This is a genomic window from Bacillus sp. CH_48, from assembly GCF_038008465.1.
Taxonomy (GTDB): domain Bacteria; phylum Bacillota; class Bacilli; order Bacillales; family Bacillaceae_G; genus Bacillus_A; species Bacillus_A thuringiensis_S.
This window is the reverse complement of the sequence record NZ_JBBOZF010000001.1, coordinates 3,408,850-3,423,975: the sequence shown is the minus strand read 5'-3', so window position 1 is coordinate 3,423,975 and position 15,126 is coordinate 3,408,850. Positions and strand designations below refer to the sequence as shown.

Below are 15,126 nucleotides of genomic sequence, written 5' to 3'. Positions count from 1 at the left end.
AAATTACTTCTTGTTTACGTTAGTAGCTTGAGGTCCACGGTTACCTTGTTCTACTTCGAAAGTAACTTCTTGACCTTCTTCTAAAGTTTTGAAGCCTTCGCCTTGGATAGCTGAGAAATGAACGAATACGTCTTCTCCGCCTTCAACTTCGATGAAACCGAAACCTTTTTCTGAGTTAAACCATTTTACTTTACCGTTTTGCATGAAAAAAATCCTCCTACAATGTACCTATATGTACATATTCATTTTCAACCACCTTACAATAATAAGCCAGATATTAAAAAACTGCAACCCCTGAGGAGATTTAACATTGCTATCCTCCTCGGAAGTTACAGCTCATTTAAATCTCTATATTATTAAAAGTAAAATGGTTTAAATACACTATATCATATCAATATAATAAAAGTAAAGTTTTTTTCTTAAATTATTTTTTGTTCCCACTGCATTGCTTTTAATTCGCCTGATCCGGCTACTACATAACCATCTTTTTGATTAACAATGCGCCATCCGTGCCCTTTAACTGAATCACATACTGTAACAATACCTTCGTCAAGAAGCACACGGCACACACTACTAATACCCGCCTTATTTTGTGTTGAAGTTGTATATAAAACATGTTGATCTACACTTAAGTCTAAATAACTACTTGCTTTCTGCTCACTTTGACATGTATGCCAATATATTTTTTCACTCGCAATACTTTCATCTATTTTACAATAAGAAATATTCCCGCTAACTCCCTTGCACGATCCACTTGCCGCTACTAAATAAGAATTGTGTAAAGTCAACGCGGAGATCATTTGATTCATCGCAATTTTAATCCTCTTTAATTTACGTGTCTTCAAATCAAAGAGCCAAACACCACCATATTTAGCATGTATTTTCGTACCAATAAATAAGTAATGCTTATATAAAAATAACGATCGAATAGACGGTGCCGCACTGCCATACTCAAGAAACGGATGAATAGTCTCCCATGTCGAACCGAAATTATTAGAAAGATACAGCGTTTTTTCTCCATGAGCAATGACAGTTCCTTGTACATTGCTACATACATTCCAACTCGTTGCTTTTGTTGGAAAACGCTGAATTGTCCAGTTCTCTCCACCATTCATACTACGAATAAAAATCCCTTCGTCACCTACACCATAAACTACATTATCTTCGCTATGTAAATCCCTAATTCGTTTTTGAAAACCATTTAAAATTCGTTTCCATTCTCCGTCTTGTTCAATAAATAAGCCATTATATGTAGTAGCTAACAACAGTTTTCCATCTCTTAACTTTGCAATAGCAGTTGCACTTAACATTGTCTCCACGTTGACACTCCCATTCTTAGAACTTCTCAGCAAATGCAATTGCAAAATTACTGCATTTTTCAACATCCTCTTCATCTTCTGGAGCTAATTCAATTTTCAGCCCTTCTTGTACAAGCTCTGCACCGCGTTCTACAAGACGTTCTTCAAATATCGTTACCGCTTCACAAAATAGTTCATACGCCGTATCACCTGATCCGAATACCGCTACCTTTTTCCCAGCTAAATCTATATTTTCTAAGTCCTCATGAAAATCTTCCGCTTCAAATGGTAATTCACCATCGCCCCACGTATAAGATCCTAAAATGATTCCATCATAAGCTAATAATTCTTCAGCATCCATGCCTTCCATTTCTTGCAATACTACTTCATGATCAAAAGCATCTAAACTAACTTTAATTAAATCAGCAATACTCTCTGTATTTCCTGACATACTTGCATAAGCTATTAAAATTTTTGCCACTTTGGCATCCCCCTCTAACAATAAATGATTCTCATTCTCATTATATTAATAATGAGAATCAATTTCAATTGATTTTTTCTACTTTTATTTACATTACTTATTTCAAATAAAGTGAAACTTTAATGAGTGGGAGTTTTGTTCATCCCCCACTCATTATTAGTTGAACCAATCGGACTTTTACGGGCAGCAGGGCCCTCACCTAACTTCTTTGCTTCCACTGAATTTTGAGGTGGGGGGTCTTACTGCCCGGCAAATAGCGGGATAAATAAAAAAGCACAGATGACTATACAATCATCTGTGCTTTTTTATTACTTTTTAAAAATACCAAAAGGCTTTCCTACTGGTAAAACAACTTTTCCAAAGTGTGTATTTAACACTGCTGCTGCTGAACCGTAGAAAGATAATAATGAAATAAGAAGTTCAGAATATGCTGCTAAATTATGCATTGCGTGCGGCATAACACCTAAAGTACTTAATGAAAGACCAATAAATAAGAAATCAATAAGGACAAAGATCATAAATAATACTTTATGTGTTTCCATTGCACCAATCGTCATAAAGATTGTGAAAATCAAATATCCGATAAAGGCTACACCAAGCTGTTTTGAATCTGCAGCTTGTGCTAATTTTTCGCCAAATACTCCAAGTTGAATTAACCAAGTCATTCCAACACCTAACCAAAATAGGCCGTACGCACCAAATGCTGTCGTACCGAATGTATTGTTATGCTTTGCATCGTGAATGCAAGCAAAGATTTGTGCAAATCCTCCTAAAAAGATTGCCCATGGTAATACAAGTGAAACGCCATCTGTTAAGCCTAACTTTTGAGATGATGCTACAAGTGTTACCATTGCTAATCCAAATAGACCAATTCCAGATGGATCCGCTGTTGTCATTTTCACATGATGTGTAGTAGTTTGATTGCTCATATAAACCTCCTGATTATAAACATACTCGAATACAATACTTAAATCAGAAGCCTATGTCAATGGTTTTTTTTGTATGTTGTCAGACGTTATATTTTATAATGATTAAATATATTTCCGACCACTTCATAAGGTTTTATATTCACTTTTTCCAACTCGTTTATCGGTAGCCATAACGGAATATAACTTCCTCTACCTTCCCGCTGAAATTCCTCAGCTGTTCCACTTCCGAACACTCCGCCTGTAATATAGGCACCATAATAATATTCATTTCCTTTATATTTTACCTTTGCAATAAGGTGCTCCACTTTTATATGTAGCCCTAATTCTTCATATACCTCTCTTTTCGTTGCCTCTTCAGGCGTTTCACCTTCCTCAACCCCTCCGCCAGGAAAAACATAATATGTTTCCTCTTCTCGAATACGTTTTATAAGAGCAATTTTCCCTTCCTGTACAATGATAGCCGCCCCGCGATTTCTTATCATTTTATTTCCTCAATACGAATCGCGACTGTTCCCCACTCTTTTTCTTGTTCTTTCGTATATATTTTGTATGTACTTTCTAACATTTCCTCTAAACTATCATTCTCACAATCCAATAATTTTTTATCAATTTGTTCATACATAGATTTAAAGCTCTCGTATCGCTTTATTTCCGTTACTTTTACCGTCATCATTTCTGTCGTCGTAAGATTCGTAAATACGATTTCATCGCCTTTGTTTATTAGTTGACGTTTTTTATCGTATAGGCGTACTTCATATACTTTTTTTCCTGATTGAATTGACTGAAACGGTTTATTATATAAACCCATTTCGTATCGCATACATCCCACTCCCTTTTTTTCATTTCACCTATTAATACAGTTCACATTTAATACAGTTCACATTACTACATCTTGCATATAATATTCCATACGTATCGCTTAATTGAGAAAGGAGGCTGAAGAAGCATGTTATATTTAAATCAAAAACCTGAATATAATAAATATGATATTGGTGATTATACTTATAGTAAAGTAGGGCCAACCATTTTTTCTTGGAACGATGAAACAAAATTAAAAATAGGTAAGTTTTGTTCATTAGCAGAAGAAGTCGTTTTCATACTCGGCGGTGAACATCGCGCAGACTGGATAACAACTTATCCATTTAATGCACTTTTTGATGAAGGAGCACATATTACTGGTCACCCTTCTTCAAAAGGTGATATCGTAGTCGGCAATGATGTATGGATTGGTTATCAATCCTGCATTTTATCTGGTGTTACAATTGGTAACGGGGCCATTATCGGCGCCAGAAGCGTTGTTACAAAAGACGTACCCCCGTATGCAATTGTAGCTGGTAATCCTGCAAAATTTGTTCGATATCGTTTCCCACAAGAAACGATTGACAAACTAGAGAATCTCGCATGGTGGGACTGGGACATTTCTGTTATAAAAGGAGCCATTCCATTACTACTCTCCGACAAAACCGACGAATTTTTCACCTCACCCGAAAATGAATCTATATGATTAAAACAGAAAGAGCATCCAATTATTTTTCAGGATGCTCTTTCTGTTTTTATTTTTTATGTCCATGCAAATGATTACACGGAGAACATTGAAATGGAATTTTATCTAAGCAATTAAAGTTTGTTTCACAAATTTGTTCAATCGTTGGAACAAATGGAATGACAACTATGTTACTTTCTACTATTTGTGTAACAGGTGGCAATACTGTGCCTACTTGATGTTCAAAACGAATACTCGCTTGATTTATATAATTTCCTGAGCCATTTGGCGCGCTCTGTACTGCTACTTGGAACGAAACTGTCCTTGCTTCACCAGGATTTAAAATTCCGATAAGAAACCCTACTGCCGGGCTTACATTCGGCACTGGCCTATTATCAACCGTTACACTTCCAGGAACAAATCGAACACTACTATCTAACATATCTTGAAAACGAATATTTTGCATTACAGTATCACCCGTATTTGTGATGACTGTCGTAAACGTAATGACATCTCCAATTGTTGCTGCCTGTAAATCTGCCGTTTTTACGACTGTCGTTGAGACATTTTGAGGAATAAACGGGATAACAACTGTATTACTATCACCTTCAACTACTACTGGCGGCTCATTCGGATTTACAGTTGCGAGCCCATTCGCTGTAGCGGTATTTGTAACTAAATTATTTACTTGCCCTCCTGTTATTACAACTTGGAAATTAATAATTGCTGCATCATTTGGCTGAAAATCACCTAACGGAATACCAGTATTCGGATTAGCAAATGGAAGAGGTACATCATTTACCGTTACCGTACCATTTATAAATAGCGTATTCGGATCAATGATATCTGTTAACACAATATTGGTCACAGGAACTGTACTATCATTTATAACAGCGATTCCGTAAGTGACAACATCCCCTATCATTGCTACTTCAAAGTTTGCTCCTTTTGCAACAAATAAGATTGCAGTATTTACCGTTACAATAACTGTATTGCTCGTGTCCATCACTGTAACTGGCGGCTCTCCTGGTACTAAAATATATTCTGCTAACGCTCCAGCAACGTTTACTACTGTTCCACCATCCGGAAAACTTGTAATCGTAGCTTCATATGTTACAAGTGCCGTCTCACCAACTGGTATATCAGGTATCGTAAATCCAATCTGCGGATTTAACCCCGGTTGCGGAACCCCATTTATCGTTACACTATTTGGAATGAAATCAGCTTCCTGAGATAGCACATCGATAAATTGAACATTCATTGCATCAGCAGTACCAGTATTTAATATACGAACAGTATACGTTACCGTTTCTCCTACACCAACAACTGAATGGTCTACTTCTTTTAGCATATCTAAGCTGCCTCTATTTACCGGCGTAACCGTCGTATTACTTGAATTTGTAATTGTAGACGGAGGTTCTCCTGGAATCAATTCGAAATCTCCCGTTACTCTTGCTGTATTCATAATGCTACTAGAAGGCGGAACTGCGATTACATTTACTTCAAATGTAATTAATACACTATCCCCTACTGCAAGATCAGGCAATGCAAAGCCTACAAATGGATCTAAACCTACTTGCGGAACCCCATTTATTTGTACACTTCCAGGAACGAATTCTAAACTAGGTGATGGAACATCGATAAACTGAACATTCGTTGCTGTTACCGTTCCCGTATTTGTAACTTGCACACTATACGTTAACGTATCTCCTAATCGTGTCGCTTCTTTATTTATAGATTTTATAACGCTGAATCGTCCTCTATTCACTCTAGTTATCGTCGTATTACTCGGCTCTGTTACTACAACTGGTAGTTCTCCTGGCACTAAAGTAAAGCTTCCTGTTATATTTGCAACGTTCGTAATTGTTCCTGATGACGGGATGTTTGTAACTGTCGCTTGAAACGTCACTATAACTGTTTCACCTACCGGTATATCTCCAACTCCAAATCCAGTAATTGGATTTAAGTTTGGTTGCGAGGCTCCATTTATCGTTACACTATTTGGTACAAATGACGCCCCTGCTGAAATGGTATCAACAAACTGAACAGCATTAGCTGTTACTGTTCCTGTATTCGTTATTTGAACCGTATACGTTAATATATCTCCAACGAGAGTAGCAACCCTATTTACTTGTTTAATAACATTAAATTGCCCTCTATTTACAGTTGTAAGTGTTGTATTGCTCGGCTCTGTTACTATAACTGGTGGTTCTCCTGGTACTAATACAAAACTTCCAGTTACATTTGCCGTATTGGCAATTGTTCCGTTTGATGGCGCACTAACAACGGTTACTTGGAAGGTGACTTCTACACTTTCACCTGGATTTATATCTGGAAGCGGGAATCCGTTATTCGGATTGAATCCAGGTTGTAACACACCATCTATCGTTACACTGTTCGGCACGAATGCTATAGAGGAAGGTAATACATCACTATATTGAACATTCGTTGCTGGCACTGTTCCTGTATTTTGAACTACTGTTGTATATGTGATTGTATCGCCTACTGCAACAACCGGCTGACTCACTGATTTTAAAACATTCAAACCAGGCTCATTGATTTCTGTTAATGTCGTATTACTTGTCGTTGTTTCCGTAATAGGCGGTTCTGTTTCACTTACAGCAAATGTAGCTGTAACGTCTACAAAATTAACAATCGTTCCACCTTCTGGTATGCTTGTAACCACTTCCTGATATGTGACAAGTACAAAATCATCGACAGGTATATCTGGAACTGTAAAACCAATGAAAGGATCTAATCCTGGTGCTGTTACCCCGTTTATGCTCACACTTCCTGGTACAAATGCTACACCCGCGGAAGTAGTATCGATAAATTGAACATTCGTCGCTGGCACTGTTCCGAAATTAAAAATCAATACATCATACGTTAATATTTCTCCTACCGTCGCTACTTCTTTATCTACTAGTTTCAATGGAAAAATAAACGCTATATTAATTGTCGTAACGACTAAATTTGTTAATATCGTTTCCGTAATCGGTGGTTCCTGCGGATTTGGTTGTGAAGTAAATGTAACATCTGCATCATTTAATATGACTTCATTATCTGGAATTTCTGTAATCGTCACTTGGAATGTGACCTCAATACTTCCACCAGCGATTAATAATGGAGTAACTGTAAATCCTATTTCTGGATTTAAACCAAGTTGCTGCACTCCACCTATCGTTACACTATTGTCAACAAACGTCGTTCCTTCTGGTATGACATCTTGGAAGAACACATCTGTAACAGGGATAATTCCTACGTTTGAAATGAGCACAGTATACGTTAATACATCCCCAACGGCCCCAGTTGCAACATCAACTGTTTTTGTTGCTGTTACTTCACCAGGAGGAGGTAACGGTATTGTAACTACCGTTGTATTACTTGAATTCGTGGTTGTTACAGGTGGTTGTAAAGGATTTAATAAGAAAGTGGCTGTAGCAGATGCTGTATTTAATACTGCTCCACGTGTAGACGGTGCAACTACCGTAACTTGGAACGTTACTGTCAATGATGTTCCAGCAGCAATATTAGGAAGCGGGAAACCAACATTTGGGTCAAATCCAGGTTGTAGCGTTCCATTTATCGTTACACTGTTTGCTACAAATGTTGTTTCTAAAGCAATTGGATCAAGGAAAGAGACATTCGTTGCTGTTACTGTACCGTTATTCCGAATGACAACAGAATACGTGTAAGTTTCTCCAAGTGCTGCTTGTTGTACAGATGAAGATTTTTGTATATTTAACTGTGCTGTGTTTACTTGCGTCACAACAAAATTACTATTTGTAACAGTCGTTATTGGAGGGTTTGCTGGATTTATAAGAAAACTTGCAGTAACGTTCGATTGGTTTCTTATATTTCCACCGCTCGGAACACTCGTCACTGTAACTTGAAACGTAATCGTAGCCGTTTGCCCGACCGGAATATTTGGTACCGGGAAACCTAGCATAGGATCCGCACCTTGCTGAACAACTCCATTTATCGTCACACTATTTGTTACAAACGCAGTACCAGACGGAATTGGATCTTGAAAAACAATATTTGTTGCAGGAACAGTTCCTGTATTTTGAATAAGAATCGTATACGTTAACGTATCTCCTACACCGGCTTGTGGTGTATTTACACTCTTCATTACATTAAGTGATCCTACATTCACTCGCGTCACAACAATATTACTAATCGTTACAATTGTAATTGGTGGCTGGAGAGGACTTACTTGGAAATCAGCAGTTACATTCGCATTATTCGGAAGAACTCTATTTGGTGGTACACTCGTGATTGCCACTTGAAAAGTGACCGTCACCATACCTCCTACTGGAATATTAGCAAGTGGAAATCCAATTGTCGGGTTTAAACCTGGTTGAGGTGTCCCGTTTATTGTTACACTATTCGCTACAAAAGTGGTTCCAACTGGAATCGGATCAAGGAATGATACATTTGTCGCTGTCACCGTTCCACTATTTTGTATACGAACTGTATACGTTAACGTATCTCCTACACCGGCTTCAGTAGCACTTACACTTTTCATTACATTTAACCCTGAAGAATTCACAATCGTCATAACAGTATTACTTGGTACTGTTACAGTAATCGGTGGCTCTGTTGGATTTACAAGGAAATCTCCAGTTACATTCGCATTATTTACGACATTATTCCCTTGGGGAATTTCATCAATTAATACTTCAAACGTAACAATAACACTCGCGCCAGTAGGCAAATCATTTAATTGGAATCCAAGTTCTGGATCTGCCCCTTCTTGTAAAACACCATTCACAACTACACTATTTTCAATAAATAATGTCCCTTGTGGAATTGAATCTTGGAAAAATACATTTGTAGCTGGTACACTACCTGCATTTATAACTTCGATTGTATATACTAAAATATCCCCTACAGTTGCAACAGCCGTATTCACTGATTTCACAACTTCAAAGTTCCCTGTTTGTACTGTCGTATTCACAACATTACTCGGAACATTGATGGTTACTGGTGGTTCACTCGGATTCACTTGAAAACTTGCTGTTACATTTGCTTGATTTAAAATATCTTCATTTTCTGGATCCTGTACAATTAATACGTCAAATGTGACTACAACTGTTTGAGCCGCAGGAATATTCGGAAGAGAAAATCCTGTATTCGGATTCAATCCACTTTGCGATACTCCATTAATTGTTACAGAATTTGCAACAAATGAAACAGCAGAAGAAATAGGGTCTTGGAAAAATACATTTGTTAACGGAACGTTTCCTGTATTTTGGACGGCAATTGTGTATGTTAAAGTATCCCCTACCGCCGCTTGCGTTGTATTCACTTCTTTTATTACATTTAAACCGCCTGTATTAACTTGTGTCACAACTGTATTCGTTTGTCTATTAATTGTTATCGGTGGCTGATTCGGAATAACGACGAAATTAGCAGACACATTTCCGCGATTCGCAATCGTACCTCCCGATGGTGTAGATGTAACTCGTACTCGAAATGTAACAGTCCTACTTCCGCCAGGAGATATATTAGCTACTGTAAACCCAGTTGCTGGATTTGCCCCAGGTTGTGAAACCCCGTCCACAGTCACACTATTTGCGATAAATGTCGTTCCAATTGGGATCGGATCTTGAAAAATAACGTTCGTCGCAAGTACATTTCCTGTATTTTCAATTGTAACAGTGTACGTAAGAACATCATTTACCGTCGCAAAAGCTCTATCCACTGTTTTTCTCGTTCTTATATCAGCTATGTTAACGGTCGTAACTACAGTGTTACTTGTCGCTTGCCCTGAAACTGGTTGTTGACCAGGCACTGGAGTAAAGGTAAATGTAGCACTTGCACGATTGGGAATTGGATTGACAAGAGGATTAGATGTTACTCGAACTTGAAAGCGCACTATAGTCGTTTGCGAAGCATTAATACTTCCAAGATTTATACTACTTGCTGGATTCGCTCCTGGGCGTGCTACTCCATTCACTGTAACGCTATTTGGAACAAATGTTGTTCCAGCAGGTATACTATCAACAAAAATAACATTGTTTGCAGTAACGTTCCCATTATTTGTGACATTAACTGTGTACGTTAATACATCATTAAGCGTTGCCGTCTGTAAATCTACAGATTTTTGCATACTTATAGTCGCTTGATTCACTGTCGTTTGTACTGTGTTTGAAGAAGACGTACTTGTAATAGGAGGACTACTAACGAAAGGACGGAATTGATATGACACCATTGCACGATTTGGAATAGGATTTGGGTTCGGAAACGATGTTATTCGTACTTGAAATGTAACAATTCTTTGCGTGTTATTTGGGATTGTGCCTAAATTAATTCCATTAGCAGGGTTCGCATTCGGCTGTGTTACTCCACCTACTGTTACACTACCTGTAACAAACGTCGTTCCGTTCGGAATACTGTCTTGTAATATAACATTTTCTGCACTTCCTGTACCTGTATTAGGAACTGTAATTGTGTAGGTAAGAATATCTCCAACTCCTGCAACTGTTCTATTGACCGATTTAACAGGATTAATAATTGGCCCCGTTGCATCAATTTGAACCCCAAAACCAGCTGCAGCGTATCCATCTCCATTAGTAACGAATCGAACCGTTGCTGATGTTTGATTGTTTACTAAAGATGAGGAGGCATCTACATTTGTAATATCCCACCCCTGTCTTCGGACGGCCAAAGCTATCCCTAACGGCTGATTCAAATCTCCAAACGTGCCACTCGTATCTAAATTTCCACTGTCATTACAAATTTGTGACTGAAAAAAATTATTCGCAGGATTTCTCGGTCCGAATAATGCAACTGTAGCATTTGCATTCGGTCCAAAGCGAAGTTGATCTCCAACAATGTTAGAATCACCTTCTTGAGCAGTTACGAGCACTCGTCCTGTTACAGCTCCTGTAGCTGGAGTAGCAAATCCTGAAATAGTGGCATCAACTGGTGGTGATGAAGCATCAATAATTTCTTGACCTGCATATACTGACAAATTTCGAAGTGGTAAATTGGCATTTTGATACACAACCTCAAGCGTCCATCCAGCTGAACGACTGATTGTTGGGTCGGCTGAAGTTCTTGCAGCTGGCACAGCACCCGTTGTATATGTTCCTGCTCCACCTGCACTAACAAGATTCGTTACATTGGCAGAGCGAGCATAATAAAACTGGTTTCCTACTGAACCTTGCTGCGCGGTAACAGGATCTGGCGTAACAGAAAACGTCCCTGCTGGCGTTGTAAATGTAATGTTATCATTTAAAAATGGTAACACATCTTCCGTATCAGTCCGGAACGTACCAGCCCAAACTAATTCTGCATATAACACACTGCTCCCCGCTGGAAGATTTAAAATTGCACTTGAAGAATTCAATTCCCATTCATCTGTTGTCCCTGCTGGGAATCCTGGTACTTGCAATGCTGTATTTACTGTCGTAAACACAGCAAGTGTACCAAAAATATTACCTGGTGCAGGTGATGTAGGACTAAGTCCCAGTGTATTCCCAGTGAACGTGACGGCACCAGGTACTGTTGTCGTAAAACGATTTATAAAAGGCACACAATCATCTCATTTCATTTATAGTAAAAAGTGCTCTATACTATAAAATGTAGACAACCTATGGGATGTACGTTGTCCAACAAAATTCCGCACATATGAGAGGAGTTTATAAAACTATGCGCTATGTTATTATAACAGGAACTTCACAAGGTTTAGGGGAAGCTATTGCCACGCAATTATTAGAAAAAAATACAACTGTCATCTCTATTTCTAGAAGAGAAAATAAAGAGCTTACTAAACTTGCAGAACAATATAACAGCAATTGCATTTTTCATTCCCTAGATCTTCAAGATGTACATAACTTAGAAACTAACTTTAAAGAGATCATTTCATCTATTAGAAAAGAAAATGTATCCTCTATTCATTTAATTAATAATGCGGGTACAGTTGCACCTATGAAGCCAATCGAAAAAGCTGAAAGCGAACAATTCATTACGAACGTTCACATTAATTTACTTGCACCTATGATTCTTACATCTACGTTTATGAAGCATACGAAAGGCTGGAAAGTAGATAAACGCGTTATTAACATTTCATCTGGTGCAGGAAAAAATCCTTACTTTGGCTGGGGCGCTTATTGCACAACGAAAGCTGGTGTAAATATGTTTACACAGTGCGTAGCAACTGAAGAAGTAGAAAAAGAATATCCAGTAAAAATCGTCGCTTTTGCACCTGGTGTTGTTGATACAAATATGCAATCACAAATTCGTGAAACAAATAAAGAAGATTTTATAAATTTGGACCGCTTCATTGCATTAAAAGAAGAAGGAAAACTATTATCACCTGAATATGTTGCGAAAGCTATTCGTAACTTACTAGAAACTGAGGACTTCCCTCAAGGCGAGGTTATTAGGATTGATGAATAATAAAAAGGCGTGCTATTTTAGCACACCTTTTTGTTCTACTTCTCTAAAAATATAAGCACAGACTCCGCAATTTGCTCATAACCGATTTCTTGATAAATTTTATTAGATGTCGGATTCGCTAGATCAGTATATAACGTAGTCGTCTTGTACCCTTCATCTAACATACATTGACTAAGTGCCGCTACACAATTAGATGCGTATCCCTTTTTCCTTGCTTCTTTCGGCGTATATACAAAATTAACTGTTATATTATTTTTAGTTGGTCTCGTTTTTGCAGCTACAGAAACGAGTTTCCTATCCACTTCCAAACCAAACAGTCGATTTGTAGTTATTAATGTATGCGCAGTTTGTTTTGCTTCTTCTTTCGTAGTAGGAAGCTTTACATCTTCACAAAATTGATATATCCACTGTTCTATTAATGGTAATTCATCATTATTTACTGCCCGGAAAAGTCCGTTCGCATTACACCTCTTCTTTACTTTGTTCAGCTCATACACACCTTGCTCCATTGCAACATTCGTTTTCTTATTTTCTAATACCGCAATCTCTTCCGCTAATTTCTGTACAATTTTCTTATTACCGATCAATCCAGGAATATCCGGGTATACTTTCGTTAACTCTTTTGCAAGTTCCTCAATAGCTACTCCTGCAATTTCAGAAGTTGCAACAATGATTTGTTTCTTCTCTTCTGTTTGCAGAAATACAACGGCAATTTCTTCTCCTTGTTTCGCTATCCCCATAAATATCGGTTCTTGGACCATTTGTAATACACCTAATATGAGATTGTTTTCCTGCTCATTCTTTTCTAGAAATGTTGTAACGTCTTCTTTAAAATGAAAAATCTCTTCATATACATATAATTGAATCATCGACAATCTCTTCTCTCTATTTATAGTTTCATAAAGTATTGGCGATTAATTCACTAAATTCCTCTTTTACGATTCAACAATATTCAAAGTTAATGAATTCAAATTCGTTTCAGCTTGTAAAATTCTTTGTTTTTCCCTTTCAAATACCTCTTCTTCATTTTGAAATGACTCTTTTCGATTTTTAATCATGCGCTCCATTTCTTTTTTACTCGGTCCACCGTATACATTTCTTTTTTGAATAAAAGCTTCTGGCGATATAATTTCTTTCCACTCTTTTTCTAATAAATTTATTTTAAAATGTTCTTGCAAATACATATTTACATCTTTGAAGTGTAATTCATGTAGTTCTTTTTTCTGCTCCAATGACATATTTGCAATAGCACTTGCTGCATGATGAGCATGCCGAAATGGAATGTCATAATTTTTTGTTAAAACATCTGCGAAATCAGTTATCGTAATTGCATGTTTATAGGAACGACTTTTCAACGTTTCTTCTTCTACTTTCATCGTTCGAACAACTGCATTCATCATACAAAAAACACGAATGGTCTTTTCAATTCCTTTATATAAATACGGCTGCAAGTCATCTTCCGTATCGACAATATCACCAAATGGCGTATTATGGATCATTTGAAATACTGTAAATGCTTCTCCTAAAGCACCACTCGTAATTGCACGAGCGTGTTCAATTGAAACTGGATTTCGTTTTTGCGGCATTATACTACTGATTTGTACATATGGCTTTGCAACAGTAATACCGTCATATTCTTTCGTTGCTAACAACAAAAAGTCATGAATCCATCTACTCGTGTTCGTCATCATTACCATAAGTAGCGAGCTAACTTCCAATAAATAATCCGCCCCGGCAACAGCATCATATGAGTTCTCAATTACATTTGTAAATCCAAGTAGATGAGCAACTCGTTCTCGTTTAATCGGGAAACTTGTTGTAGAGAGTGCAGCCGCCCCCATTGGAGACTGATTTAAAAGTTGGTACGTTTTTTTCATTCGTTCTAAATCTCTTTGCATCGTATCATAAATTGCTAAAGTATAATGACCAAATGTTGTTGGCTGTGCTGGTTGTGTATGTGTATAAGCTGGCATAATCGTTTCCTTGTGATCATCGGCAAGTTGTAATATACTTTCTTGCAATAACAAATGATGCTCCATTAACCGTATTACATATCGCCTTAAACTCATGCGATACATCGTTACACCCATATCATTTCTACTCCTACCAATATGCATATTACTTACAAAATCGCATTTCGCTTCTTGAGAAATTAAATGTTCGACTAAAAAAAAGAGGTCTTCATGCTGCTCTGTATATACCAATTTATCTTTTGGTATTCGCTCTACTTTTCTAAGTGCGTTTAATATAACTTTAGCTTCTTCTATTTTCATTAAACTTTCTTCAGTCAACATCGTAATATGTGCTTTATGCACTTGAAACATATCTTTCAATAAGTAATTTCGTTGAAAATCAAATACATGTTGTAATACACAATCCACATATGTTTTTCCAGGGAAATCAGCGCCTTCACTCTTTATAAACTCTTCCTTACTCTGTTTCATCACCTTTTCCCCTCTCACCTAAGTATTACTACCCATCATACCCAGAGATAGAAAAAAAGTGCTTGTACATAAAAATAAACTC

Annotated in this window: 11 protein-coding genes; 2 read left to right on the top strand and 9 right to left on the bottom strand. The window is 37.4% G+C overall.

Going from position 1 to position 15,126, the window contains the following annotated elements:
• Positions 1 to 3 precede the first annotated feature (3 nt).
• The 6 genes from cspB to N2V92_RS17275 form a co-directional block, all read right to left on the bottom strand.
• On the bottom strand, positions 4 to 204 hold the full coding sequence (cspB, locus tag N2V92_RS17300; RefSeq protein WP_001179150.1) for a cold shock-like protein CspB: 201 nt from the start codon (positions 202 to 204) through the stop codon (positions 4 to 6).
• Positions 205 to 419: 215 nt separating this feature from the next.
• Positions 420 to 1,319, bottom strand: a complete 900-nt coding sequence (locus tag N2V92_RS17295; protein ID WP_000449483.1) for a WD40/YVTN/BNR-like repeat-containing protein — start codon at positions 1,317 to 1,319, stop codon at positions 420 to 422.
• Positions 1,320 to 1,335: 16 nt separating this feature from the next.
• Positions 1,336 to 1,779, bottom strand: coding sequence for a flavodoxin (locus N2V92_RS17290; protein WP_001062758.1), 444 nt, complete (start codon positions 1,777 to 1,779; stop codon positions 1,336 to 1,338).
• A 308-nt stretch (positions 1,780 to 2,087) separates the two neighbouring features.
• Positions 2,088 to 2,708 (bottom strand): acetate uptake transporter, encoded by a 621-nt coding sequence (locus N2V92_RS17285; protein WP_000070938.1) that lies wholly within the window; start codon positions 2,706 to 2,708, stop codon positions 2,088 to 2,090.
• An 86-nt stretch (positions 2,709 to 2,794) separates the two neighbouring features.
• Entirely contained in the window at positions 2,795 to 3,190 is a 396-nt protein-coding gene (locus tag N2V92_RS17280) for an NUDIX hydrolase (RefSeq protein ID WP_000620834.1), read from the bottom strand.
• Positions 3,187 to 3,528, bottom strand: coding sequence for an ASCH domain-containing protein (locus N2V92_RS17275; protein ID WP_001268365.1), 342 nt, complete (start codon positions 3,526 to 3,528; stop codon positions 3,187 to 3,189). The genes N2V92_RS17280 and N2V92_RS17275 overlap by 4 nt, the downstream gene beginning before the upstream one ends.
• A 126-nt stretch (positions 3,529 to 3,654) precedes the next feature.
• On the opposite strand from N2V92_RS17275, the gene N2V92_RS17270 reads away from it, so the two are divergent.
• Positions 3,655 to 4,212, top strand: a complete 558-nt coding sequence (locus tag N2V92_RS17270) for a CatB-related O-acetyltransferase (RefSeq protein WP_000966310.1) — start codon at positions 3,655 to 3,657, stop codon at positions 4,210 to 4,212.
• Positions 4,213 to 4,261: 49 nt separating this feature from the next.
• Here N2V92_RS17270 and N2V92_RS17265 read toward each other — a convergent pair whose 3' ends face one another.
• Positions 4,262 to 11,734, bottom strand: coding sequence for a DUF7507 domain-containing protein (locus N2V92_RS17265; RefSeq protein WP_044798044.1), 7,473 nt, complete (start codon positions 11,732 to 11,734; stop codon positions 4,262 to 4,264).
• 116 nt (positions 11,735 to 11,850) lie between these two features.
• On the opposite strand from N2V92_RS17265, the gene N2V92_RS17260 reads away from it, so the two are divergent.
• Positions 11,851 to 12,600, top strand: a complete 750-nt coding sequence (locus N2V92_RS17260; protein WP_001271058.1) for a (S)-benzoin forming benzil reductase — start codon at positions 11,851 to 11,853, stop codon at positions 12,598 to 12,600.
• 35 nt (positions 12,601 to 12,635) lie between these two features.
• On the opposite strand, the gene N2V92_RS17255 is transcribed toward N2V92_RS17260, so the two are convergent.
• A complete protein-coding gene (locus tag N2V92_RS17255) occupies positions 12,636 to 13,469 on the bottom strand; it encodes a GNAT family N-acetyltransferase (RefSeq protein ID WP_000615511.1) in 834 nt (277 codons plus the stop codon).
• 66 nt (positions 13,470 to 13,535) lie between these two features.
• Positions 13,536 to 15,044 (bottom strand): argininosuccinate lyase, encoded by a 1,509-nt coding sequence (gene argH / locus N2V92_RS17250; RefSeq protein ID WP_042595403.1) that lies wholly within the window; start codon positions 15,042 to 15,044, stop codon positions 13,536 to 13,538.
• Between the last annotated feature and the right edge of the window lie 82 nt (positions 15,045 to 15,126).

Bases quoted from the DNA above. Each gene is read 5' to 3' on its own strand.
- N2V92_RS17270 (WP_000966310.1), top strand. From the start codon at position 3,655: ATGTTATATTTAAATCAAAAACCTGAATATAATAAATATGATATTGGT.
- N2V92_RS17275 (WP_001268365.1), bottom strand. From the start codon at position 3,528: ATGCGATACGAAATGGGTTTATATAATAAACCGTTTCAGTCAATTCAA.
- N2V92_RS17285 (WP_000070938.1), bottom strand. From the start codon at position 2,708: ATGAGCAATCAAACTACTACACATCATGTGAAAATGACAACAGCGGAT.
- cspB (WP_001179150.1), bottom strand. From the start codon at position 204: ATGCAAAACGGTAAAGTAAAATGGTTTAACTCAGAAAAAGGTTTCGGT.
- N2V92_RS17280 (WP_000620834.1), bottom strand. From the start codon at position 3,190: ATGATAAGAAATCGCGGGGCGGCTATCATTGTACAGGAAGGGAAAATT.
- N2V92_RS17255 (WP_000615511.1), bottom strand. From the start codon at position 13,469: ATGATTCAATTATATGTATATGAAGAGATTTTTCATTTTAAAGAAGAC.
- N2V92_RS17260 (WP_001271058.1), top strand. From the start codon at position 11,851: ATGCGCTATGTTATTATAACAGGAACTTCACAAGGTTTAGGGGAAGCT.
- argH (WP_042595403.1), bottom strand. From the start codon at position 15,044: ATGAAACAGAGTAAGGAAGAGTTTATAAAGAGTGAAGGCGCTGATTTC.